Genomic DNA, 26,320 nt, shown 5'->3' with positions numbered 1-26,320 from the left:
CGGGACACCGCAGCACCCGCCGTCGTGGGGTCGGCGCCATGACCGTGCGCCGCGTGATGGGGATCGAGACCGAGTACGGCATCTCCGTGCCGGGCGACCCGGCGGCCAACCCCATGCTCCTGTCGGGGCAGGTGGTCAACGCGTACGCGTCGGCGCAGGGCATCAGGGCGGCCCACGCCTCCTGGGACTACGCCGACGAGGCGCCGCTGCGCGACGCGCGCGGGTTCGAGGTGGGCCGCGCCTTCGCCGACGCGAGCCAGCTCACCGACGAGGAGGACCCCACCCTCGCCAACGTGGTGCTGACCAACGGCGCCCGCCTCTACGTCGACCACGCGCACCCCGAGTACTCCTCGCCCGAGGTGACGTCGCCGCGCGCCGCCGTGACCTGGGACCGCGCGGGCGAGCTCATCATGGCCGAGTCGGTGCGGCGCCTCTCGCAGGTGCCGCCGGGAGTCAACCTCTACAAGAACAACACCGACGGCAAGGGCCAGTCCTACGGCACCCACGAGAACTACCTCATGCGCCGCGAGACGCCGTTCACCGACATCGTGCGCCACCTCGTCCCGTTCTTCGTGGCGCGCCAGGTGATGACGGGGTCGGGCCGCGTGGGGATCGGGGTGGACTCCCGCCGTGACGGCTTCCAGCTGAGCCAGCGCAGCGACTTCTTCGAGGTCGAGGTCGGCCTCGAGACCACCCTCAAGCGCCCGATCATCAACACCCGCGACGAGCCGCACGCAGTCGCCGACCTCTACCGGCGGCTGCACGTCATCATCGGCGACGCCAACCACTGCGACGTCGCCAACCTGCTCAAGCTCGGCACGACGTCTCTGGTCCTGGCCATGGTCGAGGACCGGGCCATCGACGTCGACCTCACCGTGACCAGGCCGGTGTCGACGCTGCAGGCCGTCAGCCACGACCCGACCTGCCGCCAGCTCGTGGAGCTGCGCGACGGCACCAAGCTCACCGCGGTGCAGCTGCTCTGGCGCTACCACGAGCTGGCCGAGCGCTACCTGCAGGACCGGTACGGCGCCGAGCGCGACGACGACACCGTCGAGGTCATGCGGTGGTGGTCGACCGTGCTCGACAAGCTCGAGCGCGACCCGGCCGAGGCCGCCCGTGAGGTCGACTGGGTGGCCAAGCAGCAGGTGCTCGAGGGCTACATCGACCGTGACGGCCTCGAGTGGTCGGACCCGCGCCTGAAGGCGGTCGACATCCAATGGTCCGACGTGCGCCACGACAAGGGCATCTTCCACCGGCTGCGGAAGGCTGGGCGGTTCGAGGAGCTGGTGACCGACGCCGAGGTCCTCGACGCCGTGCACGAACCCCCTGTGGACACCCGCGCCTACTTCCGGGGCAAGTGCCTGGAGAAGTACCCAGACCAGATCGCGGCCGCCTCGTGGGACTCGGTGATCTTCGACGTCCCCGGCCAGGCGTCGCTCCAACGGGTGCCGATGCTGGAGCCACTGCGGGGCACCCGGGCCAGCGTCGGCGGCCTCCTGGACCGCAGTCCGGACGCCGCCACCCTGCTGCGCGAGTTGGCCTCGGCATCACGTCAGGTTCCGACTAGGGTCGAGTGAGGACGGGTCGCCCGCGGCCCGCCCACGCATCTCAGCAGCATCGAGCGAGAGGTCACGGACATGCCGAGCCAGGAGCAGAGCCGCCCCCAGCGCAGGGACGACGCCCCCGACGAGGGACCCGAGCCCACCCCCGCCGCGCCCGAGGCCAGCGCCCGCAAGGAGAACCTCGACTCCGACATCGACAGCGTGCTCGACGAGATCGACGGCGTGCTCGAGTCCAACGCGGAGGAGTTCGTCCGCGGCTTCGTCCAGAAGGGCGGCCAGTGACCACCGGAGCCGACGCAGGCAGGCTCTCCGCGGCATACCTCGCCACGGGTTCCTCCTCCTTCACCGACTTCGTGGGCGCGCACGCCCCCCACCTGCTGCCGTCGCGCCGAGCCCTGCCTCCGGGCAGCACGCTCGAGGCCCCGCACGGCACGACCATCGTCACGGTGACCTACGACGGCGGCGTCGTCATGGCCGGCGACCGCCGGGCCACGATGGGCAACATCATCGCCAACCGCGACATGGAGAAGGTCTTCGCCGCCGACGAGTACTCCGCCGTGGGGATCGCCGGCACGGCAGGCATCGCCATCGAGCTGGTCAAGCTCTTCCAGGTGGAGCTCGAGCACTACGAGAAGATCGAGGGCACGTTGCTGTCCCTCGAGGGCAAGGCCAACCGCCTCGCGTCGATGATCCGGGCCAACCTCGGCATGGCCATGCAGGGGCTCGCGGTCGTGCCCCTCTTCGCCGGCTACGACCTCGACCGCCAGGTCGGGCGCATCTTCTCCTACGACGTCACCGGCGGCTGCTACGAGGAGCACGACCACCACAGTGTGGGCTCGGGCTCGCTGTTCGCCCGCGGGGCCATGAAGAAGCTCTGGCGCCCGGAGCTGTCCGCCGACGACGCGGTGAGCCTCGCCGTGGAGGCGCTCTACGACGCCGCCGACGACGACTCCGCCACCGGCGGCCCCGACGTCGGTCGCCGCATCTGGCCCACCGTGGCCGTGGTCGGCGCCCAGGGCGTCGCGTTCCGCACCGACGACGAGCTGCGCGGGGCGGTCGAGGCCGTCATCGCCGCACGCCAGGGCAACCCGGGAGGTGCGCGATGAGCAGCATGCCGTTCTACGTCTCGCCCGAGCAGCTGATGAAGGACCGGGCCGACTACGCGCGCAAGGGAATCGCGCGCGGCCGGTCCGTGGTCGTCCTCGGCTACGACAAGGGCATCGCCTTCGTCGCCGAGAACCCGTCCCGGGCCCTGCACAAGGTCTCCGAGATCTACGACCGCATCGCCTTCGCCGCCGTCGGGAAGTACAACGAGTTCGAGAACCTGCGGGTCGCCGGCGTCCGCTACGCCGACCTGCGCGGCTACTCCTACGACCGCACCGACGTGACGGCCCGGGGACTCGCCAACGCCTACGCGCAGACGCTGGGGACGGTCTTCACCCAGGAGTCCAAGCCCTACGAGGTCGAGATCGTGGTCGCCGAGGTCGGCGGGTCGGCCGAGGAGGACCAGATCTACCGGCTCACCTACGACGGCTCCGTGGCCGACGAGCGCGGGTTCGTGGCCATGGGCGGTGCTGCCGAGCCGATCGAGACGGGGCTCAAGGAGCGCTGGCAGCCGGGGCTGACCCTCGGCGACGCCCTGCGGCTGGCCGTCGACCTGCTGGCCAAGGACCCGGCCGGCGGGACGCCCCGCAGCCTGGGTGCGGGCCAGCTCGAGGTGGCGGTGCTCGACCGCGAGCGGCCGCGCCGCACCTTCCGCCGGATCGGTGGGGGACTGCTGGACGCGCTGCTCAGCACCGAGGACCCCACCCACGACATCCCCGCCGAGGACGACCCCACGCCGGGACGCCACGACACGCTCACCGGCGAGTCGCCGCGCGACGAGTCGACCAACCCGCAGACGCAGCGGCCGACCGAGTAGCCACGCCTCCAGCACGCGCGAACGGCCGCCCCGAGGTCGGCGGCCGCTCGCGCTGGGCGGGTCGCAGCGTCAGACGGGCAGCTTCTCGAGCAGCCAGCTCTCGGTCGCCACCCAGGCCTGGCCTGACGCCTTGGCGTGGTGGAACAGCGGCGACGGGTTGTCGAACGCGTGGCCCGCCCCCTCGTAGGTCAGGAAGGTGACGTCGTCGTTGCCAGCGGTCACCGCTGCCTCGATCTCACGGATGGTCTCGACCGGGATGTAGTCGTCCGCGAGCCCGAAGTGGTGCAGGCTCGGCGAGGTCACCCGGGGCGCCATACCGAGCAGGGTGGGCAGTGCGGAGCCGTAGTAGCTCACGAGGGCGTCGGGGACGGCCCCGTCGGCACCGGCCGCGGCGGCGACGTTGAAGGCCATGCCACCGCCGAAGCAGAAGCCGAGCACCCCCACGGGTCCGCGGACCTCCGGGCGGGCGCGCAGGGCCTCGAGGGCTGCCACGCCGTCCTTGACGCCCTGCTCCCAGTCGAACCGGCTCATCAGCTCCATGGCCTGCGGCAGGCCGTCGCCACCCTCCTCGACCACGGGATCGCCGAGGCGCCAGTAGAGGTGCGGGACGAGGACGACGTAGCCCAGCGCCGCCAGGTCGCGGGCGCGTGAGGAGATGTAGTCGGTGACGCCGAAGATCTCCTGGTACAGCACGATGCCCGGGCCGTCACCGGACCCGGGCAGGTGCAGGTCGGCGGGCATGGAGCCGCCGTCGACCTCGATGGACAAGACCTCGGGGGAGCTGGTGTGTGCCATGTCCCCCAACGTAGGGCGCGCGGCCTGCCCGTGCCCCTCAGGCGGAGGGCGCGTCCGCGTAGCGCAGGTAGGGCTTGACGACCTCGACACCCTCGAACCGCGCCCGGGCGTCCTCGGTGGAGACGGTGGGTGCGACGATGACGCGCTCACCGACCTTCCAGTCGACCGGCGTGGAGAACGGGCCGGCATCGTTGACCTGCAACGCATCCAGGGCCCGCAGGATCTCGTCGAAGTTGCGGCCCGCGCTCTTGGGGTAGGTCAGCGAGAGGCGGACCTTGCCGGCCGGGTCGATGAGGAACACCGAGCGCACCGGCGAGGTGTCCCCGGCGCCGGGGTGGATCATGTCGTAGAGCTCGGCGACCTGGCGGTCCTCGTCCGCGACGATCGGGTAGGTCACCGGGGTGCCCGCGACCTCCTCGATGTCGGACTTCCAGGCCTGGTGGTCGTCGAGGCCGTCGACCGAGACGGCCAACACCTTGGTGTCGCGCCGGGCCCACTCGTCCTTGAGCTGGGCGACGCGGCCGAGCTCGGTGGTGCAGACGGGGGTGAAGTCGGCCGGGTGGCTGAACAGCACGGCCCAGCCGTCGCCCTTCCACTCGTGGAAGGAGAGACGGCCCTCCGTGGTCTCGGCGGTGAAGTCAGGGGCGTCGTCGCCCAGTCGCAGCGTGGCCATGGAGGCTCCTCGGGTGGAGTAACGCGGTGTTTGGTCTCACATAACATGCCGTGACTTGACCGGAGTGTGGATAGCCCGTCCGGATCGTGGAACCGTCTCCACCGGCGCGTCGACCGGGGTGCGGGTCCCGGGCGGGAGCGACACGTCCAGCACCGCAGTGGCCACCGCCGCGACACTGGCGTCGTCGAGGAGCAGCCCGTAGTGGTCGGACGCGAGCTCGGTGGCGACGACGTCCGCGTGCAGGTGCGCCGCGTCGACGCGTCCTCGCGTGTACAGGCCCTCGGGCTGGCCGAGCGGTCCACGGGCGGCGTGGAGCAGCCGGGCCGGGCACTGCAGCGTGTGGACCGCGCTGAGCGTGGCGGGGTCGCTCATGAGGTCGGCCCAGTCCGCCCGCACGCACTCCAGCGACGACGTCGACTGCATGGCCCCTCGCGGGCCGGCCAGGTCGTGCAGCAGGTATGCCGCGAGGGCGGCGCCCTGGGGACCGGACAGGTGCGGGCCGAGCGCCGGGTGGGCGCGCCAGTGGTCGAGGTAGGCGTCCTCGTCCTCGAAGGTCATGGAGAGGCGGTCCATGGCCGGCCCGATGATGCTGTGCAGGACCTCGTCGACGTCGAACGACCCGGGCGAGGGGAACGCCAGCCCGCCGTCCACGAGGACGACCCCACCGACCTCCTGCGGGTGCGTGGCCGCGGCCAGGGCGGCGACGAACGCGCCCATGTCGTGCCCGGCCAGGACCGGCCGGTCGAGCCCGAAGTGGGCCACCACCCCGTGGACGTCGGCGACGTGGTCGGCCAGCCCCGTCGAGCGAAGCCCCGCACTCTCGGCCCGGCCCCGCATGTCCGGCGCGAGCACCGTCGCCCGGCCCGCCAGCGCCTCGGCGACCGGCACCCACGCCAGTGCGTTGGAGGAGATGCTGTGCAGGGCCACGACCGTCGGGGCGTCCTCGGGCGCGCGGGACAGGTGGTGCACGGTCAGCTCGCCGCCCTCCACGGCCACCCGCTCGGTCAGCGGTCGCACCCGTACCCCTCTCGTTGCCGTACCCGGCCCGCGGCGCCACCGCGCGCGGCACCGGTGCCCCGGGGACCCGCGGTCCCCGGGGACATCGACGCTACGCAGCCGGTGGTGCGAGCCCTATGGCGTGGGCTCCCACTTCCCGCGGGCAGGGATGTGTGGTGAGCACCGCCCGACGGCAGCGAGAAGGTGCGGTCACGTGCGGTGGCGGCCCGTGGCGTCGAGGAGCTCGGCCTCCTCGGCCGGCGAGAGGCCGGCCCTGCGCAGGCGTCCCGGCCCCTGGCGCAGCTCCCACGCCAGGGTGTCGGCCAGCGTCTCGGCCAGAGGCCGGGTGCGCAGGCCGAGTGCCCGGGCCGCCGTCGTGTCGCGGGCCATGAAGCCGGCGTAGTCGGGCAGTGGGAGCCACAGGGGCAGGGAGCGTGGGCCGGACCACGGCTGGACCTCGTGCTCGACCAGCCACTCCTGGGTGACCTCGACGACCGGACCGGTGTGTCCCGCGACCTCGCGGGCGGTGTCCAGGTGGGTGGCCAGCGGCACCACGGGGCCGCTGACGTTGACCACGCCGGTCGCGGCGCCCGTGCCGGCGCGGACGAGGAAGGACGCCAGGTCGCGCACGTCGACGACCTGGGTGGCGAGGTCGGCGCCGGGCACGAGCACGGCACCGTCGGAGGTCGCGGGCAGGGCGAACCGCAGCGGCCAGTAGCCGGTGCGGTCGGTGTGGTCGCCGGGACCGGCGACGAGCCCCGACCGGGCGACGAGGGCGCGGTCACCCACCGCGTCGAGGACCGCGGACTCGCACGCGACCTTGCGCGCGCCGTACGTCTCACCGCCGTCGTCGTCCTCGGCGTGGGCTGGGTGGAGGGCCGCGGACTCGTCGTCACCGGGGGAGTCGTCCCGGGCGTAGACCGAGCACGACGAAACGAACACCCACGAGCCCGTGCGGCCACCCAGCGCGGCCACCGCCCCGCGCACGTGGCTGGGCTGCCGGGCGACGTCGACCACCACGTCCCAGTCGCGGCGGGCGACGGCGTCGTAGGCGTCCGCCTCACCGCGGTCGGCGCGGACGAGCTCGACCGGGTCGGGTACGGAGCCCGACTCGCCACGAGCCAGTGCGACCACCTCGTGGCCCTCCGCCAGGGCGGCCAGGGCCACCTCCCGGCCCAGCCACGCCGTGCCACCCAGGACGAGGACGTTCATGCGCGGCAGCTGCCGGTGCCGGCCGTCAGGCCCGGGTCGGCTGCTTCGCCGACCCCTTGCGCGGAGCCTCCTGGTCCACCGAGGCGGTGTCGGCGTCCGTCTCGTCGGTCTGCTCGTCGGTCTGCTCGGCGGTCTCGGACCCGTGCTCAGGGGCGTCCTCAGCGGCGTCCTCGGCCTGCACCACGGTGGCGTCGACGGCCGCCGCGTCGCCGGCCTCGGATCCTCCGGACGCGGCGGGTGAGGCCTGATCGACGGCCGGGCCGACCTGCGCCTCATCGGTGTGGTCGTCCATCCCGACCATGGCGCCGCCGCCCAGCGTCGCCAGCATCTGCCGCACGTTGCTCAGCTGCGCCGTGATGCTGTCGCGGCGTGCCGTCGCGGCCGCGAGCTCGCGCTCGGAGTCGCGACGGATCCGCTCGGCCTGCTCGCGGGCCGAGGTGACGAGCGCCTCGGCCTCCGCCCTGGCCGACTCCAGCGTGCGCCGGGACTCCGCCGCCGCGTCGGCGTGCGCGCGCTCGCTGTCGGCGGCCAGGGAGGCCGCGCGGTCCTGGGCCTCGGCGAGGGCCTTCTCGTGGGCCGCCATCTGCGCCGAGAACTCGGCAGCCGCCTTGTCGCGGCGCTGGCCGAGGGTGGCCTCGAAGTCCGCCGCGGAGGCTGCCGCGCGGGCGCGCTGGTGCTCGTAGAACGCCTCGGCCTCCTCACGGCGGGCGGAGGCCTCGCGGTCCGCGTCGTCGAGGATCGCGTCGGCCTGCTGCCTGGCCTTCTCGACGACCTGCGCCGCCTGGGCGTCGGCGCCGGTCCGGACGTCCTCGGCGTAGCGGTCGGCGTCGGCCCGGGCCTGGTCCGCCGCCAGGCGAGAGGTGCCGGCGAGGGTCTGGGCCTCCACCTGCGCCGCGTTGCGGATCTCCGTGGCCTCCTCGTCGGCCATCGTCAGGATGGCCCCGATGCGCTCACCGAGGTCGGCGAAGGTCGGTGCGGCAGCCTTGCGCTGCTCGTCCTTGAGCGCCTGCAGCTCCTGGGCTGTCTGGCTGCCCTCCTCCTGCAGGCGGGCCATCGCCGCCTTGAGCTGGCTCACCTCCACGGTGCGCTCGGCAGCCTCCTGACGGGCCTGCTCGAGGGCGCCGGCGTTGTCGGCCCGCCACTGGTCCACCTGGGCCGGGTCGTAGCCGCGCAGGACGCTGCGGAAGGAGGTCGTGTCACTCATGGTCGTTCCGTTCGTGTTCGGGGCGGGGGTCGATGTCGTGGGTCTCGTGCGTGCCATGGATGTCGGAGTGGTCGTCGGTGGTCCGCTGCTCGGGGACCGCCAGGGCGTCGATGACCCCGGAGAGGTGGCCGAGCTGCTTGGTGATGTCCTCACGCCGGGAGGCCAGCGCGGCCACCTCGGCGCGCGCCCGGTCGAGCATGGCCCGGGCCTCGTCGCGGACGCGGTCGGCGTCGGCCCGCGCCTGGGCGGTCGTGGTGATGAGCTCCTCGCGCGCCGCGCGGTGCGACTCGTGGGTCTCGCGCTGGAGCCGCTCGATCTCCTGGGCGGTGCGCTCGCGCACCAGCCTCGCGGCACGCTCCGCCTCCTCCAGGCGCCGCCCGGCGCGCTCCGCCGCAGCCTTCTCGGCCTCCTCGGCACCGCGTCGCGCACGGTCGGTCTCCTCGCGCGCCAGGGTCGTCGTGCGCTCCGCCTGAGCCTGCGCCGCGGTCATGACGGCCTCCGCCTGCGCCCGCAGGCGCTCGGACTCGGCCCGCGCCGTCTCGCGCTCGGAGCGGGCGCGGTGGGCAGCCTGCGCCAGGGCGGTCTGGATCAGCTGGCGGCGGGACCGGACCCGCTCCGAGAGCGCCCGGTGCGTGTCGCGGCGCTGGCGGGACACCTCGGCCTCGGTCTCGTCGAGGATCCGGCGCACGGTGTCCTGTCCCCAGCGCAGGTGGTCCTCTGCCTGGCGCATGAGCGCCGCGGCCTCCGCGTGCGCCAGGTCCAACCGTCCCCGGGCCTCGGCCCGCGCCTCGTCGAGCACGGCCGCGGCGCGCCCGGCGGCCTCCTGCTCGGCCAGCGCGGCTGCTGCGATGGTGCGCGACGCCTCCTCCTGCGCCTCGGCCCGCAGGGCAGCCGCCTCGTCGCGGGCAGTCGCCAGCAGCGCGGCGTGGGCGGCCTGCTGCTGCGCCTCCCGCTCGGCGAAGTGGGCCTCCGTCGTGGCCACGCCCTCGCGGAAGGCGGCGTCCCGCTCCTGCTCGTGCTCCGCGTACCCGGCCATGGCGGCGTCGTAGTCGTGCTGGGCCGCTGCCTCGAGCTCCCGGGCCCGGGCGCGGGCGTCCTCGGTCAGCGCCTGCGCCTCGGCGCGGGCGGAGGCGACCGCCTCCTCGCTCGTCCGTGTCGCCGACTGGGTGAGCATCGAGGCCTGGTCGGCGGCGTCGGCGACGAGGGACTCCGCCTCGCGCCGCGCCTCCTTGAGCGTCCTGCCCACCTGCTCGCGGTCGTCGACGGCGTCGGCGTGCTGGCGCTGGGCGTCCTCGAGCAGGGCACGTGCCCTCGCCTCCAGCTGCTGGGCCTCGGCCCTGGCCGCGGCCAGGGCCTGGTCGGACTCGGCTCGTACGGCGTCGGCGTACGCCTGCGCGCGCTCGAGGATCGACTGGGTGTGCCGCGTCAGGTCCCCGACCTGGGTGGTCGCCGGACCCGCAGCACGTGTCCCGGTGTCGGCGGGAGGGGCGTCGGGCATGGCGGCATCCTTCCACGGCGCGAGTTTCCATCGGCCCAAGAGCAGTTCAAGCCTAGAGTGGGTTCATGGAGCGCCGAATCTTCGGGATCGAGAACGAGTACGGCATCACGTGCACGTTCGAGGGACAGCGGCGGCTGACCCCCGACGAGGTCGCGCGCTACCTGTTCCGCAAGGTCGTCTCGTGGGGCCGCTCGTCCAACGTGTTCCTGTCCAACGGCTCGCGGCTCTACCTCGACGTCGGCTCGCACCCGGAGTACGCCACCCCCGAGTGCGACCACGTCCGGCAGCTCGTCATCCACGACAAGGCCGGCGAGCGCATCATCGAGGGCCTCGTGGCGGACGCGCAGGAGCGCCTCACGGAGGAGGGCATCGAGGGCGAGATCTACGTCTTCAAGAACAACACCGACTCCGCGGGCAACTCCTACGGCTGCCACGAGAACTTCCTCGTAGGGCGGGCGGGGGAGTTCCAGCAGCTGTCCGACGTGCTCATCCCGTTCCTCGTGAGCCGCCAGATCACGTGCGGCGCGGGCAAGGTGGTCACGACCTCCAAGGGCGCGACCTTCTGCGTGAGCCAGCGCGCCGACCACATCTGGGAGGGTGTCTCCTCGGCGACCACCCGGTCGCGCCCCATCATCAACACGCGCGACGAGCCGCACGCCGACGCCGAGAAGTACCGGCGCCTGCACGTCATCGTCGGCGACTCCAACATGAGCGAGACCACCACGATGCTCAAGGTGGGCTCGGCCGACCTCGTCCTGAGGATGATCGAGTCGGGCATGGTCGTGCGCGACCTGACCCTGGAGAACCCCATCCGCGCCATCCGCGAGATGAGCCACGACATGACCGGACGCAAGACCGTCCGGCTCTCCAACGGCCGTGAGCTGTCGGCCCTGCAGATCCAGTCGGAGTACCTCGAGCGGGCCCAGGCGTACGCCGACCGCGAGGGCCTCGAGGACCCGATCCACAAGCAGGTCCTCGACCTGTGGGAGCGCACCCTCACCGCGATCGACACCGGCAACCTGTCGCTGGTCGACACCGAGATCGACTGGGTCATCAAGCACAAGCTCATCACCGGCTACATGGCCAAGCACGACCTGCCGATGGACAGCCCGCGCATCGCCCAGCTCGACCTCGCCTACCACGACGTGAACCGGCGCCGCGGGCTCTTCTACCTGCTGCAGAAGCACGGGCGGGCTGCTCGGGTCTGCACCGACCCGGAGGTGTTCGAGGCCAAGACCGTGCCGCCCCAGACGACGCGGGCCAAGCTGCGCGGCGACTTCATCAAGGCCGCGCAGGAGCACCGTCGCGACTTCACCGTCGACTGGGTGCACCTGAAGCTCAACGACCAGGCGCAGCGCACCGTCCTGTGCAAGGACCCGTTCGCCGCCGTGGACGCGCGGGTGGAGCGCCTCATCGAGGGTATGCGCGGCTGAGCCGGGCGCGGTCGCGCACCGGACGTTTCGGGCATTGCCAGAGTCCACGGTTATGGTGGCTGCTGGTCCACCGCCCCCAGCGAAAGTCCCCACCGTGTCCTTGCTCCGTACCCATGCCCGGCCCAGCCGTCCACTCTCCGTGGCCGCTGCGGCACTGACCGCCGTCCTGGCCCTGTCCGCCTGCGGCGGCGGCTCCTCCGACACCAAGAAGTCGGTCCTCGACGACGTGAGCGTCACGGGAGGCAGCGCGACCACGGCACCGACCGTCACCGTCAAGCCCAAGCCGCTGAGCGTCAAGGAGACCACGACCCGCGTCCTGAAGCAGGGCAACGGCCCGGTCGTCCAGAACGACGAGATCGTCAGCGTCAAGTACGTCCTGCTCAACGGCAAGGACGCCTCGGTGCTCGACACCAACTTCGGCAAGCAGAACCTCGGCCTCAGCCTGGGCACCGCCGACCTGCTCCCCGGGCTCAAGAAGGGCCTGGCCAACCAGAAGGTCGGCTCCCGCGTCCTGGTCGCCGTCCCCCCGAAGGACGCCTTCGGCGCCCAGGGGAACACCGACATCAAGGTCGGCGCCACCGACACCGTCCTGTTCCTCATGGACGTCCTGTCGGTGACCAAGCCGCTGCCGAGCGCGCAGGGCAAGGCCGTGGCTCCGGCCAAGGGCCTCCCGACCGTCAAGGTCACCCCGGGCAAGCCCGCGGCGATCACTATCCCCAAGGGCACCAAGCCGCCGACCAAGACGGTGGGCCAGAACCTCATCGAGGGCAGCGGCGCCAAGGTCCAGGCCGGCCAGACCATCCGCGTCAGCTACACCGGCGCGCTCTACAAGGACGGCAAGGTCTTCGACTCCTCGGCCAGCTCGCCGCAGGGCTACTTCGAGACCGTCATCGGCAAGCAGCAGGTCATCAAGGCCTGGGACAACCAGCTCGTCGGCAAGACCGTCGGCAGCCGGGTCCTCATGGTCGTCCCGCCGGCCGACGGCTACGGTGCGGCCGGCAGCCCGCCCAAGATCAGCGGCACCGACACCCTCGTCTTCGTCGTCGACATCCTCGCGGCGTACTGACCACCCCCACCCCACGACAGGAGCATCCCCATGGGCTTCGACCCCAACACCACCAAGCCGGAGATCGACTTCCCCGGTGACGCAGCCCCCACCGAGCTCGTCATCGAGGACATCAAGGAGGGCGACGGGCGCGAGGCCGGCGCCGGCGACACCGTCTTCGCCCACTACGTCGGCGTCGCGCACTCGACCGGCGAGGAGTTCGACGCCTCCTGGAACCGTGGCGGCCCGCTGGACTTCCGCCTCGGTGTCGGCCAGGTCATCCGCGGCTGGGACGAGGGCATCGTCGGCATGAAGGTCGGCGGCCGCCGCAAGCTCGTCATCCCCGCGCACCTCGCCTACGGCGACCGCGGCGCAGGCGGCGCGATCAAGCCGGGGGAGACCCTGATCTTCGTCGTCGACCTGGTCGACGTCCGCTGAGGACCTGACGCCGCTCCGGGCACCCGGACCGGCGCGACGAGGGGCGCCCACCCCGGTGGGCGTCCCTCGTCGCGTACCCGGTCGGTCAGCCGCTCACCGGAGGTAGTCGCACAGGTCGAACACGGGGAACGCCGGGTGGAACACCGTCGTCCCGTCGTCCAGGGTGCGCAGCATGATGCGGTGCCCGTTGCCGACGACGTCGGCGGTGATGTGGATCGAGAGGACGAAGACCGTGCCGTTGTCGACCACGGTGTCGCGCTCGGTGTCGGTGACCGTGACGGTGAACCCACAGCTCTGCGTGAGGAACCCGCTGAAGGTCTCGCGCCCGCGGTGCCAGGGGACGACCCCCAAAGGGGTGAGGGCCCGGGTGCGCGTCAGCCCGCGAGCAGGCGGCCCGCCCACCGCCCGGCTGCCGCGCTCTGGAGGAAGGCCGCGTGGTCCTCGTCGAGCCCGCGCCCCATCGTGGACAGCCTGACCGGGGTGGCCCTCAGGGCCTGGTCGAGGCCGTCGACGTCGACCTCGCGGAGGGTCAGGTCGCCGTTGGCCCCCTCGACGAGGGTGCGCGCCTGGTCGGCGAGGAGGCGTCCGAGCTGGTCGTCGGTCCGCCCCAGCACGACGTCGGCGACCGCGAGGCAGATCCGCCCGTACGCCGTGCGGCTGTGGTGGCTGATGCCGCGGTGGCGACCGCGGGGGTCGGCGTCGGAGACGCGCAGGGCCGCGACCCCGCGCCCACGCAGGACGCCGGTGGCGTTGAGCGCCTCGCCGGCGGCCACCCCCGTGTAGCCCCACGTGGTGCCGGTGCCGACGTTGCCGGGGCCCTGGACCACGACCGCGACGTCGGCGCCGAGGACGTGGCGGGCGGCGAGCAGGCCGGAGTGCAGGGTGACGGCCTCGTGCTCGCCGCCGTAGGCCTGGCCGACGGTCACGGTGCCGTGCAGCCAACCCGCGTCCCGGAGCCGAGCAACGCTCCGGGAGAAGGCGAGCGGCAGGGCGCCGCCGTCGGTCATGAGGTAGACGACCCGGGCGTCCGGCCGCTCCGACCGCAGTCCCGCGACGACGGCGGGCAGGGCGGAGTGCAGGTCCGCCACGACGACCGGCATGCCGAGCAGGTCACCGGCGTCGGCGGCCCCGGAGGTCAGCGCCGCGTGGTGCGGGCTGTCCTGCTCGTCGACCGCCATGAACATCTGCTGCTGCGGGGTGTAGCGAGCCTTGACGATGTGCCCCGTGCCCGACGGCGGGTCGGCCGGCAGCCGGTCGGGCGCCACGACGACGAAGGCCAGCCCACCGGTGCCGAGCCCGCGCAGGAGCGCCGAGGCGTTGAGCAGGACGCGGTCACCGACCTGCGGCTCGCCGGCGAGGGCGGTGTAGGCCAGCGCCCGCACGACCTCGCCGTCGTCGCCGGCGAGGCGCACGGCGTACTCCACGGCGCCCGGCCACCGGCCACGCACCTCCTGCACCGTGCCCTCACGCCACTGCATCACGACACGCAGACTAGCCACGGGGCGCCTGCACCACTCCGGTAGCGTCGGGCGGGTGAGTTCACCCACCGGTCCGGCGGCCAAGACCGAGCGACTGCTCAACCTCGTGCTCTGCCTGCTCTACACGCGGCGCGCCCTGCCGAAGTCCAAGATCCGCGACATCGTGCCGCAGTACGGCGACGCCGCCAGCGACGAGGCCTTCGACCGGATGTTCGAGCGCGACAAGGACGAGCTGCGCGAGCTCGGTATCCCGCTGGTGACCGAGGACATCGGTGGCGTGTGGGACGACGAGGTGGGCTACCGGATCGACCAGCGCGAGTACGCCCTGCCCGACATCGAGTTCGAGCCCGACGAGCTCGCCGTGCTCGGTCTGGCCAGTCGCACCTGGGCCCACGCCTCGCTCGCCGGGCCGGCCGCGCAGGCCCTGCGCAAGCTCAAGGCGGCAGGCATCGAGCGCGACGGAGACTTCCTCGTCGGCATCGAGCCGCGCCTCGGCACGAGCGAGCCCGCGTTCGAGCCGGTCAAGAACGCCGTCGTCGCCCAGCAGACCATCTCCTTCGGCTACCGCACCGGCGGCCACGGCGAGGTCAACACGCGTCGTGTCCAGCCGTGGGGGCTCGCCTCCTGGCACGGCCGCTGGTACCTCACCGGCTTCGACCTCGACCGCGGCGCCCCGCGCGTCTTCCGCCTCTCGCGCATCGACGGCGCCGTGTCCCCGGTACGCCGTGCGGCACCGTACGTCGTCCCGTCCGACCACCGGGCGCGCGAGATGATCCGGACCACCGTGGGGGAGCGTGACTTCTCCGGCACCGCCACGGTGCGGGTCCGGGAGGGACGCGGGCAGTCGCTGCGCCGGCGCGGTGAGCCCCGTGGGGTGGAGGGGGAGTGGACCACGTTGCAGGTGCCGTTCACCGATGACGACGCGCTGGCCGACGAGGTGAGTGGGTACGGCGCGGACGTCGTCGTCGTCGAGCCCGCCGAGGTGCGCGACCTCGTCGTGGCGCGACTGCGCGGTGCCCTCGCCGCCCACCGCGCCGTCACCGGGGGTGCCGCATGAGCACGCAGGAGACCGCGACGGCCCGGCTCGCCCGGCTGCTGACGATGGTGCCGTGGCTGGTGAACCGCCAGGGCATCGACACCGAGCAGGCGGCCGCCGACCTCGGCATCAGCGTCGAGCAGCTCGAGACCGACCTGCGGTTGCTCTACCTCTGCGGCTACGGCCAGATGCCCGACGAGCTCATCGACGCCGAGTGGGAGGGCGGCCGGGTCTTCGTCAGCAACGCCGACACCATCGCCAGACCCCTGCGCCTCGGCCGCGACGAGGCCCTGACCCTCATGGTGGGCCTGCGGGCCCTGGCCGCCGTGCCGGGGCTGGGGGAGCGCGACACCATCGAGCGGGCCATGGCCAAGCTCGAGGCCGCGACCGGCGCGAGTGCCGAGGCCGCTTCTCGCGTCGAAGTGTCCATCGACGAGGGGGTCGAGGCCGAGCTGCTCGCCGACGCGCGGCGCGCGGTGGAGACGCACCGCCGGGTCCACCTGCGCTACCTCGTGCCCAGCCGTGACGAGTCGACCGAACGCGACGTCGACCCCATGCGGGTGGTCAACCTCGACGCCCGCTGGTACCTCGAGGGCTGGTGCCACCGCGCCCAGGACACGCGCCTGTTCCGGATGGACCGGATCGAGTCGCTCGAGGTGCTCGACACCGACGGCACCCCGCCTGCGGACGCGCGGCTGCGCGACCTCGACGCCGGCACCTTCACCCCCCGTGAGGACGACACCCGGGTGACCCTGCGCCTGTCGCGCGGCGCCGCGTGGGTGGCCGACTACTATCCCGTGGACTCGGTCCAGGCCGACCCCGACGGGTCGAGCACGGTGACCCTCCGGACCGCGGACACCCTGTGGCTGCGGCGGCTGGTCTGGCGCCTCGGTGGGCACGCCATCGTCGTGTCACCGCCCGAGCTCGCGCGGGCCGTCACCGACGGCGCGCTGGAGGCCCTCGCGGCGTACGGCGCCACCGACCCGGACCCCGCACCGGGCCGGTAGGGTCGACGACATGTGGTGGTGGGTCCTGATCTGGGTGCTGCTCGTGGTGATCGCGGTGGCCTACCTGGCGTCCCGTGCGTGGGGCCTGTGGGGCCAGGTCAAGGAGCTCACCGCCGAGGTGTCGCGGGCGTCGGAGACGGTGTCGGCCCTGCAGGCCGAGACCGAGCGCCTGGGCGACCCCGTCCCCGCGGCCGAGCCGGCGATCTTCGGCGACCCCCGCGAGCTGCGCCGGGAACGCGACGCCACCCGTGCCTCGTTGAAGCAGCAGCGGCGCGCCCGGCAGGCGGCACGCCGCCCTGCCTGGGCCCGCCATCTAGACTAGGCAGGAACACCGGGGCCCGTCGGTCCCACCTCCGGCACCACCACGAGCGCAAGGTCACCCACAGGGGCTGACCGAGAGGACTGAATTCCATGGGTCGCGGACTCTTCGAAGGCTGGCACATCATCGTCCTGCTGGTCCTGCTGGTCGTGCTCTTCGGTTTCAAGCGTCTCCCCGACGCCGCCCGCAGCGTCGGCCGCTCCATGCGCATCTTCAAGTCGGAGGTGCACGAGATGAAGAACGACGGCAAGAGCGCCGCGAGCAGCGACACCGTCAAGGGCGAGACCGTCCGCGACCACACCGCCGCACCGACGTCCGGCACGACCGGTGCGAGCGGGACCACTGCAGCCCCCGGGCCCACCACCTCCTCGCCGATCACCGAGGACAACAGCCCCCGCACGGACAACACCAGCGGCCTCTGACGCCCCGAGCCCGCCGCAGACGAGCCGAACCCGCCGAGAGCTGACCGACCATGGCGCTCCGTCGTGCCCGCAACCCCGAGGGGCGGATGACGCTCGGCGACCACCTGCGCGAGCTCCGGCGCCGTTTCCTCATCTCCGCGGTGGCCACCCTGGTGGGGGCAGTGTTCGGCTGGATCTACTACCCGCAGGTCTACGGGCGGCTGGCGGCACCGTTCAACGACTACAAGGCGGCGCACCCCCACAGCGTCATCAGCCTCAATTTCGGCAACGCCACGGCGGCGTTCTCGCAGCAGCTGAGCATCGCCATCTTCGTGGGCATCATCGCCTCGAGCCCGGTGTGGCTCTACCAGGTGTGGGCGTTCATCGTCCCGGGCCTGACCAAGAAGGAACGCAACATCTCCCTGGCGTTCATCGGCGCCATCTTCCCGTTGTTCCTCGCCGGGTGCGGCCTCGCCTACTACGTCCTGCCGGCCGTGCTGGCGGTCCTCTACGGCTTCACTCCCGCCGGTGCCTCCAACATCCAGCAGGTGGCCGACTACTTCAGCTTCGTCACCCGGTTCATCCTCGTCTTCGGCGCGGCCTTCCTGCTGCCCGTCTTCCTCGTCGCGCTCAACGCCATCGGCATCCTGCCGGCGTCGGCGATGCTCAAGGCATGGCGGCCGGCGGTGTTCGGGATCTTCGTGCTGTCCGCGGTGGCCACCCCCACGCCGGACGCGTTCACGATGTTCCTGATGGCGGTGCCGCTCACGGTGCTCTACTTCCTGGCCATCCTGGTGAGCAAGCTCATCGAGCGGCGCAAGCGCAAGTCGCGACCCGACTGGGTCGACGTGTCCGACGACGAGGCGTCCGCGCTCTGAGCCGGGCCACCGGTAGCCTCCGCCCGTGAGCACGCGCATCGGCCTGGTCGTCAACCCGACCTCGGGCAAGAGCAGGGGCATGGCCCTGGGCCTCGAGGTCGCCGCCCGGATGCGGGCAGCCGGGCACGAGGTCCTCGACCTGTCCGACGAGTCCTACGACGCCGCCCGCGACCGTGCCCTGGGCGCCATCGCGCAGGGCATCGACGTCCTCGCCGTCGTCGGCGGCGACGGGATGGCCCACCTGGGCATCAACCTCGCCGCCGAGACCAAGACGCCGCTGGCCCTCGTCGCCGCCGGGACGGGCAACGACATCGCGCGTGGCCTCGGGCTGCCGGTGCACGACCCGGTGCGCGCTGCCGACCTCGTCACCACCGGGGTGCCCCGCACCATCGACGCCATCCGCCACGTCGACGAGCACGGCAACCAGCGGTGGTTCGGCGGCGTCCTGGGCGCCGGGTTCGACGCGGTCGTCAACGAGCGGGCCAACACCTGGCCGTGGCCCAAGGGCCAGCTGCGCTACACCCTGGCGCTGTTGCGGGAGCTGCCGCTGTTCAAGGCGATCCCGTACGTCGTCACCGTCGACGGCGTCCGCCACGAGACCCGCGCCATGCTCGTCGCCGTGGGCAACGGCCCGAGCTATGGGGGAGGGATGCAGGTGCTCCCCGACGCGCAGATGGACGACGGGCTGCTCGACGTGCTCGTGCTCCGGGAGATCAGCACCCTGGAGTTCCTCAGGGTGTTCCCCAAGGTGTTCAAGGGCACCCACGTCTCCCACCCCGCGGTGGAGGTCCTGCGTGGGCGGCAGGTGACCCTGGAGGCGGATGGCATCGTCGCCTACGCCGACGGGGAGCGTTTCGCCCAGCTGCCCATGACGCTCGAGGTCGTACCCGGCGCGCTCACCGTCCTGGTGCCCGCCGGGTCGCGCGCATCCTCCGCGCCCGGCCACGGTCGCTGACGTAGCCTCGGCTCATGGCCACCCCCGCCGAGCGTTTTGCCGCCTCTGCCGAACGGTCGGCCCGCCGGAGCCCCCGGCTCGCCGAGTTCAGTGCGGGACTCGACTTCCCGCTCGACGACTTCCAGGAGCAGTCCTGCCGTGCCGTCGAGGCCGGCAAGGGTGTCCTCGTCGCCGCCCCCACCGGTGCGGGCAAGACGATCGTGGGCGAGTTCGCCGTCCACCTGGCGCTGGCGACCGGGCGCAAGGCCTTCTACACGACGCCGATCAAGGCCCTGTCCAACCAGAAGTACCTCGACCTGGTCCGGCGCCACGGCTCCTCCAACGTCGGGCTGCTCACCGGTGACTCGTCGGTCAACGGTGAGGCGCCGGTCGTCGTCATGACGACCGAGGTGCTGCGCAACATGATGTACGCCGGGTCGCCCACCCTGCGGGGGCTCGGCTTCGTGGTGATGGACGAGGTGCACTACCTCGCCGACCGGTTCCGGGGCGCGGTGTGGGAAGAGGTGATCATCCACCTGCCCGAGGACGTCCAGGTCGTGTCGCTCTCGGCGACCGTCAGCAACGCCGAGGAGTTCGGCGCCTGGCTGGCGGAGGTCCGCGGCAACCACGAGGTCATCGTCTCCGAGCACCGTCCGGTCCCGTTGTGGCAGCACATGATGGTCGGCCAGGGGCTCTACGACCTGTTCGTCGACGAGGCCGCGGCCCCGACCACCGGCGCCGACGCCACCAAGGTCAACCCCGAGCTGCTCCAGGCGATCCGGACCACCGAGCAGCGTGGGCGCTGGGACGACGGTGGCCGGGGAGGTCGCGGCAGCGGGCGGCTGCCGCACCGTGGGCACGGCGCGCCAAGGGGCCCCGGCGGCGGCCCGGGTGGGCGAGGGATGGCCCGTGGCGGCGGCGGTGGCGGTGGCCGGCCCGGGGGAGGGCCGAGCCGCTCCGAGGTCGTCATGCGCCTCGACCGTGACGGCCTGCTGCCCGCGATCACCTTCATCTTCAGCCGCGCCGGGTGCGAGGGCGCCGTCAGCCAGCTGCTGCGCGACGGGGTGCACCTCATCCCCGAGGCGGAGGGCGAGCGGATCCGCCGGACCGTCGAGGAGCGCATCCAAGGGCTCGCCGAGGAGGACCTCGGTGTGCTCGGCTACTGGGACTTCGTCGAGGGCCTCACCCGCGGGTTCGCGGCGCACCACGCCGGGATGCTGCCGACGTTCCGCGAGATCGTCGAGGAGCTGTTCACGGCAGGACGCATCCGCGCCGTGTTCGCGACCGAGACCCTCGCGCTGGGCATCAACATGCCGGCGCGGACCGTCGTGCTCGAGAAGCTCGTGAAGTTCAACGGCGAGACGCACGCCGACGTGACCCCCGCGGAGTACACCCAGCTCACCGGACGCGCGGGGAGGCGCGGCATCGACGTCGAGGGCCACGCCCTCGTGCTGTGGAACCGTGGCCTGGACCCCCTGGCCGTGGCAGGCCTGGCGTCCACGCGCACCTACCCGCTGCGCTCGAGCTTCCGACCCACCTACAACATGGCGGTCAACCTGGTGGCCCAGGTGGGCAGGGAGACCGCGCGCGAGATCCTCGAGACCTCGTTCGCCCAGTTCCAGGCCGACCGTGCCGTCGTCGGGATCGCCCGGGCCGTGCGTCGCAACGAGGAGGGGCTCGAGGGCTACGCCGAGGGGATGGAGTGCCACCTCGGTGACTTCGCCGAGTACGCCGGCATCCGCCAGGAGATCGCCCGGCTCGAGAAGGACGGCGCCAGGGCGAGGTCGGCCAGCAAGCGCGCCGAGGCGGCCGTGTCGCTCGAGGCGCTGCGCATCGGCGACGTCATCAAGATCCCCGCCGGACGCCGTGCCGGGTACGCCGTGGTCGTCCAACCGTCGCGGTCGTTCCGCGGGGAGGCCCCAGCCCCCACGGTGGTGACCGAGGACCGGCAGCTGCGCAAGCTCACCCTCGTCGACGTCCCGGTGCCCGTCGAGGCCGTCACGCAGGTGAAGGTGCCCCCGCACTTCAACGCCAAGAGCCCCAAGGCCCGTCGCGACCTCGCCACGTCCCTGCGCATCGCCGTGCCACACGACCCGCCGCCGAAGCGCCCGCGCACCGCACCCGCGCCGGGCGAGGACGAGCGGATCGCCGAGCTGCGCCGCCGGCTCAAGGCCCACCCGTGCCACCAGTGCCCCGACCGCGAGGACCACGCTCGCTGGGCGGAGCGGTGGTGGCGCCTCAAGCGCGAGACCGTCGGCCTGCAGCGCAAGGTCGAGGGCCGCACCAACTCGGTCGCCCGCACCTTCGACCGCATCTGCGAGCTGCTGGCGGAGATGGGATACCTGTCCGCCGACGGCACCGAGGTCACGCCCCAGGGCGAGAACCTGCGCCGCCTCTACACCGAGAAGGACCTGCTCGCGGCAGAGTGCCTGCGCCTCGGGTTGTGGAAGCGGCTGGACCCCGCCGGTCTCGCCAGCGTCGTGTCGGCGCTGGTCCACGAGCCGCGGCGCGACGAGGCGGACCCGTCGCCGCGCATGCCGGGCGACGACGTCGCCGAGGCGGTGACCGAGATGCAGCGGCTCTGGTCCGCCATCGAGGACCGGGAGCGCGACCTCGGCCTGCCCCTCACCGGGGACCCCGACGGCGGCATGGCGTGGATGATGCACCGCTGGGCGTCGGGCCAGAAGCTCGACCACGTCCTGCGCGGCCAGGACATGGCGGCCGGTGACTTCGTCCGGCGCTGCAAGCAGGTGGTCGACCTCCTGGGCCAGATCGCCGACGCATCACCCGAGCCGCAGCTCGCCACCACCGCCCGCCGGGCCATCGACGCCGTGATGCGCGGGGTCGTGGCAGCAGACCGGCTCGACTGACCGCGGTCCGCCGCCCGCGTCGTGGGACACGGCAGGGCATCGCGGGCCCTGCGGCCGCAGGATGGTTGGGTGACACACCCATCCTCCGCACCGTCGGACACCGGCCGGCACTCCGGCTCCCACCGACCCGACGGTTCCGACGGCCCCGACCCGCGTCGCTGGAAAGCGCTCGCGGTCTGCCTCGTGGCGGGGTTCATGACGCTGCTCGACGTCAGCATCGTCAACGTCGCCCTACCCAGCATCGAGAAGGGCCTCGGCGCGAGCCCCAGCGACCTGCAGTGGGTGGTCTCGGGCTACGCCCTGACCTTCGGCCTCGTCCTCGTGCCGTCGGGCCGGCTCGGCGACGCCACGGGTCGGCGGCGCATGTTCGTCGCCGGCGTGGTGGTCTTCGGCGTCGCGAGCCTGCTGTGCGGGCTCGCGACGACCAGCAGCCTGCTGGTGGCAGCCCGCCTGCTCCAGGGGATCGGCGGGGGGCTGCTCAACCCGCAGGTGTCCGGACTCATCCAGGCGCTGTTCCACGGTCGTGAGCGCGCGAAGGCGTTCGGGCTGCTCGGGGCGACGATCGGGATCTCCACCGCCGTCGGGCCGATCGCGGGCGGGGTCATCCTCAGCCTCCTCGGCGCCGACGAGGGCTGGCGCTGGATCTTCGTCGTCAACCTGCCGGTCGCGGTGGCAGCCGTCGTGCTGGCGCTGCGCTGGATACCGGCGCACGCGCGTGCCGAGGGGGAGCAGGACGGGGGAGGGGCAGACGGGGCGCGGCGTCGCCGTACCGACCTGGACCCCGTGGGCGTCGGCCTGCTCGGGGCCGGCGTCCTGGCCCTGCTGCTGCCCCTGGTGGAGAGCGGGCGCGGCGGCGGCTCGTCGACCGTGCCCGGCTGGGTCGCAGCCGTGGGTGCAGGGCTGCTGGGCGTGTTCGTGCTGTGGGAGCACCGCTACTCCGCCCGGGGCCGCACACCGCTGGTGGACCTCGGCCTGTTCGCCCTGCCGGGGTACGCGTCCGGGGCCGTGGTCGCCACCGTCTACTTCTCGGGGTTCACCGGGATCTTCTTCGTGCTCACCGTCTACCTCCAGCAGGGACTGGGCTACTCGCCGCTGCTCGCGGGACTGGCGGTGACCCCGTTCGCCGGCGGGTCGGCGGTGATGTCGGCGGTCGGCGGCCGGCTCGTCACGCGGTTCGGGCGGTCCCTCGTGACGTGGGGGCTGGTGCTCGTCGTGGTCGGGCTCGTCGCGACCGACCTGGTGCTGTCCTCCGTACAGGGGCCGGCCACCGGGTGGTGGGCCGCGCTGCCCCTGCTGGTGGCGGGGCTCGGCAGCGGGATGGTGATCTCGCCCAACATCACCCTGACCCTGGCCGAGGTACCCGTTCGCAGGGCCGGCACCGCCGGTGGCGTCCTGCAGACCGGGCAGCGCATCGGGACGGCCGCGGGCATCGCGCTCGTCGGCACCGTGTTCTTCGCGCACCTGCGCCACGACCCGGCGGACGCCGCCGCCGTCTCGCTCCGGGTGGCCACCGGCCTCGTCGTGCTGTCGCTGCTCGCGAGCCTCGCCGACGTCTGGCTGCGCCGCCGCAGCGACCAGCAGGGACGGGCCTGACCCGTTACTCGATGCGCAGTGCGGCGAGCACCCGGTTGATCGAGCTCGTGACCCCGAACTCGCTCGCCACCCGGCTCATGAGGACCGGGTCGGCCACCTCGGTCGGCAGGGACATGTCGACCGAGGGCACGGGGGCGTCGGGGGCGACCTGCACGACCTTGGGCGCGACGTCGAGGTAGGCGGCGCCGGCCTCCAGGCGGGTCCGCTGCGCGCCCTTGATCTCGGGGTCGCCCCCGTCCACGGCCGCGCGCAGGGCCACGAGCGACCCGTACTTCTCGATCAGCTTGGCCGCGGTCTTCTCGCCGATGCCGGCGACGCCGGGCAGCCCGTCGCTGGTGTCGCCGCGCAGCACCGCCATGTCGGCGTACGCCGCACCGCTGGCGACCGCGTACTTGGTGCGCAGGAACGCCTCGTCGACGAGGTCGGGGTCGCGCACGCCGCCGCGCGCCGTGTAGATCACCCGCACCGGGCCCGCGTCGTCGACGAGCTGGAACAGGTCGCGGTCGCCGGTGACGACGTCGACGGCCATCTCGGCCTTGTGGCGTGCGGTCAGGGTGCCGATGACGTCGTCGGCCTCGAAGCCGTCGGCGCCGAGGCGGGGCAGCCCCAGCGCCCGGAGGATGTCGCGGATCACCGGCACCTGCGGCGTGAGGTCCTCGGGCGACTCCTCCTCGGCCAGCGAGCCGTCGACGAGCCGGTGGGCCTTGTAGGTGGGGATGGCGTCGACCCGGAACTGCGGGCGCCAGTCGTTGTCCCAGCAGGCGACGAAGTGGGTCGGCTGGTGCGTCGTGATCAGCGACGCCACCATGTCGAGGAACCCGCGGATGGCGTTGGTCGGCGGCTCGGCGGGGTCCTTGCGCTGGTCGGGCACGCCGAAGAACGCGCGGAAGTACAGCGAGGCGGAGTCGAGCAGCATGAGCTTGGCGCCCGTCATGCCAGGAACCCTCCATAGGGGTCGGTGACCCACGCGTCGTCGCCGTCCGCGCGGGCTCGGTCGGCCGCCCCCAGCCAGTCGTAGGAGTCGGTGGTGTGGACCCTACCCTTGGAGACCAGCACGCTGGAGGGCGTCATGGTGCGGCCGGCGAACACCTCGTGCCCGTCGTCCTCGATGACGATGTCGTAGACCCCCCGCAGGATGAAGAAGGGCCAGGTGCGTCGCTGACCCACCCGCCTGATCCTGATGCTGGGGTCGGAGCTCATGGGCCCATGCTGCCAGCGCGGGGGTCCCCTGCTCAGTAGGCTGTCGATCGTGGAAGACCTCGATCGACGCATCGTCGCGCTGCTGCGCTCGGACGGCCGCATGAGCTACACCGACCTCGGCAAGGCGATGGGGCTGTCGACCTCGGCGGTGCACCAGCGCGTGCGCCGGCTCGAGGAACGGGGGGTGCTCAAGGGGTACACCGCCGTCGTCGACCACACCGCGCTGGGCCTGCCGCTCACGGCCTTCATCTCCATCACCCCGCTGGACCCGGCCGCGCCCGACGACATCCCGGACCGGTTGCGCGACATCACCGAGCTCGAGGCCTGCCACTCGGTGGCCGGCGAGGAGAACTACATCCTCAAGGCCCGGGTGCGCACGCCCGGTGACCTCGAGGTGCTGCTGGCCAGGGTCCGCGCGGCGGCGAACGTCGCCACCCGCACCACCGTCGTGCTCTCCACCCCCTGGGAGTAGGCCCGCCAGCTCGTTCGGTCTGGTCGCTCAGGTCGGGCCGCCAGCCCGCTCGGTCAGGTCGGTCAGGTCGCGCCCCGGAGGGTCAGGACCTGCCGGGACCCGGCTCCGGCGTGCCGTCGAGCTCGGCGAGGGTGAGCAGCACGATCGACGAGGTCCACACCAGGGGAGCGGGGCCGGCAGGGCGCCCGGTGCGGGTGACCTTCTCCGGCAGTGAGCCGTACGCCGTGCGGTGCGCGTCGAGCCAGTCCAGCCGCTCCCCGGCGGCCCCGCCGCGGCCGGTCGCCGCGTCGGAGAGCCCCAGCAGAGCGGTCTGCGGGGTCCAGGAGGCCCCGCCCGGCTTGAGCCACTCCACGCCCGGGGAGACACCGCCGGCCGGCTGGGACGCCTCGCGCTGGTAGTGGGCCACCGCGCGCTCGACCTCCCGGACCATCCCCGCGGGCAGGTCGCCCTCAGGGGTGAACGGCGGCAGCAGCACCACCAGCGAGGCGTCGAGCCCGCCGGTGTCGCCGAACCGCTGGTAGGCCGGGCCCATGTCCCGGGCCACGGTCGACGCCAGTCGCCGGACGGTCGAGCGCACCTGTGACGAGGCGGCGAGGTCGCCCGTCGCCGCGTAGTCGCGAGCGGCAGCCGACAGGCCCGCCAGCATCGGGGCCACCGTGCCCAGCGAGGTCTGCGTGACCGGCACCTCCCAGTAGTCGGGCGACGGCGGGGGGAGCCGACGTCCGTCGTCCACCAGGGTCGTCAGCGTCCGGACGCACCGGTCGCGCAGCCCCGACGCCGTCGGCGGGACCCCCGCGGGGCTGTCGTGGCGGACCTCGGCGACGGCCCACAGCACCCAGCCGCAGCCGTCCGACTGGCGTGGCCGGTCGGTGAGCGGCGTGCCGTCCATCGCGTAGCGGGCCTGGAACCCCACCGCCGGGTCGAACTCGAGCCGAGCCAGACGGTCGAGGACCGATGCCGCATCTCGCGAGTGGCCGCTGCGACTCAGCGCGACCGCCGCGAACGACCCGTCACGGGGCCAGAAGTGGTCCCACGGCCCGCCGGGCCCGGCAGAGACGGCGCCGTCGGCCTCGAGGTGGGTGTGGACGTCGACGAGCGCCCACCGGGCCATGTCCTCCCACCCTGTGCCGGCCCCCGGCACCGTCCCGGACGCCAGCCAGCGCTGGTCGGCGGACTCCTGGCCGTTGTCGGCATAGGCGGGCTGGGCGCGGTACCCGGGCGCGGCGATGAGCTGCTCCTCCGGCGGCATCGCCCGCGGGCCGGCCGCTGCGCCGGCGACGAGCGCGGCGACGCCGAGCAGCACCGGCACCACGATGCGTCGTCTCACCTCGCGCCTCCCGCTCGACGGGCCCGGC

The 26,320-nt window shown here is 73.0% G+C and carries 27 protein-coding genes; 16 read left to right on the top strand and 11 right to left on the bottom strand.

Features of this window, described 5'->3' with window-relative positions; genetic code table 11:
• Positions 1-38: 38 nt before the first annotated feature.
• The 4 genes from dop to prcA are packed head-to-tail and all read left to right on the top strand — an operon-like array spanning position 39 to position 3,483.
• Positions 39-1,577, top strand: a complete 1,539-nt coding sequence (dop, locus tag ABEA42_RS15670) for a depupylase/deamidase Dop (protein WP_345504781.1) — start codon at positions 39-41, stop codon at positions 1,575-1,577.
• 60 nt (positions 1,578-1,637) lie between these two features.
• Positions 1,638-1,844: a ubiquitin-like protein Pup gene (locus ABEA42_RS15665; RefSeq protein WP_056885146.1), complete on the top strand. Its 207-nt coding sequence runs from the start codon at positions 1,638-1,640 to the stop codon at positions 1,842-1,844.
• Positions 1,841-2,668, top strand: a complete 828-nt coding sequence (gene prcB / locus ABEA42_RS15660) for a proteasome subunit beta (RefSeq protein WP_345504778.1) — start codon at positions 1,841-1,843, stop codon at positions 2,666-2,668. The genes ABEA42_RS15665 and prcB overlap by 4 nt, the downstream gene beginning before the upstream one ends.
• Positions 2,665-3,483: a proteasome subunit alpha gene (gene prcA, locus ABEA42_RS15655; protein ID WP_345504776.1), complete on the top strand. Its 819-nt coding sequence runs from the start codon at positions 2,665-2,667 to the stop codon at positions 3,481-3,483. Before prcB ends, prcA begins: the two co-directional genes overlap by 4 nt.
• A 69-nt stretch (positions 3,484-3,552) precedes the next feature.
• On the opposite strand, the gene ABEA42_RS15650 is transcribed toward prcA, so the two are convergent.
• From ABEA42_RS15650 to ABEA42_RS15625, 6 genes are all read right to left on the bottom strand, one after another.
• The gene (locus ABEA42_RS15650; RefSeq protein WP_345504774.1) at positions 3,553-4,278 is read right to left on the bottom strand and encodes a dienelactone hydrolase family protein; all 726 of its coding nucleotides are present in this window, start codon (positions 4,276-4,278) and stop codon (positions 3,553-3,555) included.
• 37 nt (positions 4,279-4,315) lie between these two features.
• Positions 4,316-4,951 (bottom strand): peroxiredoxin, encoded by a 636-nt coding sequence (locus tag ABEA42_RS15645; protein WP_345504772.1) that lies wholly within the window; start codon positions 4,949-4,951, stop codon positions 4,316-4,318.
• 36 nt (positions 4,952-4,987) lie between these two features.
• Positions 4,988-5,968: an alpha/beta fold hydrolase gene (locus tag ABEA42_RS15640; RefSeq protein WP_345504770.1), complete on the bottom strand. Its 981-nt coding sequence runs from the start codon at positions 5,966-5,968 to the stop codon at positions 4,988-4,990.
• A 189-nt stretch (positions 5,969-6,157) separates the two neighbouring features.
• Positions 6,158-7,159 carry an NAD-dependent epimerase/dehydratase family protein gene (locus ABEA42_RS15635; RefSeq protein WP_345504769.1) on the bottom strand — a complete coding sequence of 334 codons (1,002 nt, stop codon included), beginning with the start codon at positions 7,157-7,159 and terminating at the stop codon, positions 6,158-6,160.
• A 25-nt stretch (positions 7,160-7,184) separates the two neighbouring features.
• The gene (locus ABEA42_RS15630) at positions 7,185-8,363 is read right to left on the bottom strand and encodes a coiled-coil domain-containing protein (RefSeq protein WP_345504768.1); all 1,179 of its coding nucleotides are present in this window, start codon (positions 8,361-8,363) and stop codon (positions 7,185-7,187) included.
• The gene (locus tag ABEA42_RS15625; RefSeq protein WP_345504767.1) at positions 8,356-9,861 is read right to left on the bottom strand and encodes a coiled-coil domain-containing protein; all 1,506 of its coding nucleotides are present in this window, start codon (positions 9,859-9,861) and stop codon (positions 8,356-8,358) included. The genes ABEA42_RS15630 and ABEA42_RS15625 overlap by 8 nt, the downstream gene beginning before the upstream one ends.
• Before the next feature lie 65 nt (positions 9,862-9,926).
• On the opposite strand from ABEA42_RS15625, the gene pafA reads away from it, so the two are divergent.
• The 3 genes from pafA to ABEA42_RS15610 all read left to right on the top strand — a co-directional run bounded on the left by pafA (position 9,927) and on the right by ABEA42_RS15610 (position 12,777).
• Positions 9,927-11,294, top strand: a complete 1,368-nt coding sequence (gene pafA, locus ABEA42_RS15620) for a Pup--protein ligase (RefSeq protein ID WP_345504766.1) — start codon at positions 9,927-9,929, stop codon at positions 11,292-11,294.
• 139 nt (positions 11,295-11,433) lie between these two features.
• The gene (locus ABEA42_RS15615) at positions 11,434-12,360 is read left to right on the top strand and encodes an FKBP-type peptidyl-prolyl cis-trans isomerase (protein WP_345504765.1); all 927 of its coding nucleotides are present in this window, start codon (positions 11,434-11,436) and stop codon (positions 12,358-12,360) included.
• 30 nt (positions 12,361-12,390) lie between these two features.
• A complete protein-coding gene (locus ABEA42_RS15610) occupies positions 12,391-12,777 on the top strand; it encodes an FKBP-type peptidyl-prolyl cis-trans isomerase (RefSeq protein ID WP_345504764.1) in 387 nt (128 codons plus the stop codon).
• Positions 12,778-12,870: 93 nt separating this feature from the next.
• Here the strand turns inward: ABEA42_RS15610 and ABEA42_RS15605 are convergent, their stop codons facing one another.
• Positions 12,871-13,128 (bottom strand): hypothetical protein, encoded by a 258-nt coding sequence (locus ABEA42_RS15605; RefSeq protein WP_345504763.1) that lies wholly within the window; start codon positions 13,126-13,128, stop codon positions 12,871-12,873.
• Positions 13,129-13,151: 23 nt separating this feature from the next.
• The gene (locus ABEA42_RS15600; protein WP_345504762.1) at positions 13,152-14,258 is read right to left on the bottom strand and encodes a DUF3866 family protein; all 1,107 of its coding nucleotides are present in this window, start codon (positions 14,256-14,258) and stop codon (positions 13,152-13,154) included.
• Positions 14,259-14,310: 52 nt separating this feature from the next.
• On the opposite strand from ABEA42_RS15600, the gene ABEA42_RS15595 reads away from it, so the two are divergent.
• The 8 genes from ABEA42_RS15595 to ABEA42_RS15560 all read left to right on the top strand — a co-directional run bounded on the left by ABEA42_RS15595 (position 14,311) and on the right by ABEA42_RS15560 (position 23,293).
• Entirely contained in the window at positions 14,311-15,312 is a 1,002-nt protein-coding gene (locus tag ABEA42_RS15595; protein ID WP_345504760.1) for a helix-turn-helix transcriptional regulator, read from the top strand.
• Positions 15,309-16,298: a helix-turn-helix transcriptional regulator gene (locus ABEA42_RS15590; protein WP_345504759.1), complete on the top strand. Its 990-nt coding sequence runs from the start codon at positions 15,309-15,311 to the stop codon at positions 16,296-16,298. The genes ABEA42_RS15595 and ABEA42_RS15590 overlap by 4 nt, the downstream gene beginning before the upstream one ends.
• A gap of 10 nt (positions 16,299-16,308) precedes the next feature.
• On the top strand, positions 16,309-16,620 hold the full coding sequence (locus tag ABEA42_RS15585; RefSeq protein WP_345504757.1) for a hypothetical protein: 312 nt from the start codon (positions 16,309-16,311) through the stop codon (positions 16,618-16,620).
• An 89-nt stretch (positions 16,621-16,709) separates the two neighbouring features.
• Positions 16,710-17,039, top strand: a complete 330-nt coding sequence (tatA, locus tag ABEA42_RS15580) for a Sec-independent protein translocase subunit TatA (RefSeq protein ID WP_345504755.1) — start codon at positions 16,710-16,712, stop codon at positions 17,037-17,039.
• Between the two features lie 50 nt (positions 17,040-17,089).
• The gene (gene tatC / locus ABEA42_RS15575) at positions 17,090-17,896 is read left to right on the top strand and encodes a twin-arginine translocase subunit TatC (protein ID WP_345504753.1); all 807 of its coding nucleotides are present in this window, start codon (positions 17,090-17,092) and stop codon (positions 17,894-17,896) included.
• Positions 17,897-17,921: 25 nt separating this feature from the next.
• Complete coding sequence (locus ABEA42_RS15570) at positions 17,922-18,851, top strand: diacylglycerol/lipid kinase family protein (RefSeq protein WP_345504752.1); 930 nt, start codon at positions 17,922-17,924, stop codon at positions 18,849-18,851.
• Between the two features lie 14 nt (positions 18,852-18,865).
• A complete protein-coding gene (locus ABEA42_RS15565) occupies positions 18,866-21,700 on the top strand; it encodes a DEAD/DEAH box helicase (RefSeq protein WP_345504751.1) in 2,835 nt (944 codons plus the stop codon).
• 69 nt (positions 21,701-21,769) lie between these two features.
• A complete protein-coding gene (locus ABEA42_RS15560; RefSeq protein ID WP_345504750.1) occupies positions 21,770-23,293 on the top strand; it encodes an MFS transporter in 1,524 nt (507 codons plus the stop codon).
• Positions 23,294-23,297: 4 nt separating this feature from the next.
• Here the strand turns inward: ABEA42_RS15560 and ABEA42_RS15555 are convergent, their stop codons facing one another.
• Together ABEA42_RS15555 and ABEA42_RS15550 are read right to left on the bottom strand one after the other, a co-directional pair.
• Positions 23,298-24,227 (bottom strand): 5'-3' exonuclease, encoded by a 930-nt coding sequence (locus tag ABEA42_RS15555; RefSeq protein WP_345504749.1) that lies wholly within the window; start codon positions 24,225-24,227, stop codon positions 23,298-23,300.
• Positions 24,224-24,493, bottom strand: coding sequence for a hypothetical protein (locus ABEA42_RS15550; RefSeq protein WP_345504748.1), 270 nt, complete (start codon positions 24,491-24,493; stop codon positions 24,224-24,226). The genes ABEA42_RS15555 and ABEA42_RS15550 overlap by 4 nt, the downstream gene beginning before the upstream one ends.
• Positions 24,494-24,542: 49 nt before the next feature.
• Between ABEA42_RS15550 and ABEA42_RS15545 the strand changes: the two genes are divergently transcribed.
• Positions 24,543-24,965, top strand: coding sequence for an Lrp/AsnC family transcriptional regulator (locus tag ABEA42_RS15545; RefSeq protein WP_345504747.1), 423 nt, complete (start codon positions 24,543-24,545; stop codon positions 24,963-24,965).
• An 82-nt stretch (positions 24,966-25,047) separates the two neighbouring features.
• Here ABEA42_RS15545 and ABEA42_RS15540 read toward each other — a convergent pair whose 3' ends face one another.
• Positions 25,048-26,292: a glycoside hydrolase family 15 protein gene (locus ABEA42_RS15540; protein WP_345504746.1), complete on the bottom strand. Its 1,245-nt coding sequence runs from the start codon at positions 26,290-26,292 to the stop codon at positions 25,048-25,050.
• Positions 26,293-26,320 lie beyond the last annotated feature (28 nt).

Origin of the sequence: Pedococcus ginsenosidimutans, assembly GCF_039544395.1 — a bacterium.
Taxonomy (GTDB): Bacteria; Actinomycetota; Actinomycetes; order Actinomycetales; family Dermatophilaceae; genus Pedococcus; species Pedococcus ginsenosidimutans.
The sequence above is the reverse complement of the archived record's forward strand: the minus strand, read 5'-3'. Positions and strand labels throughout refer to the sequence as shown.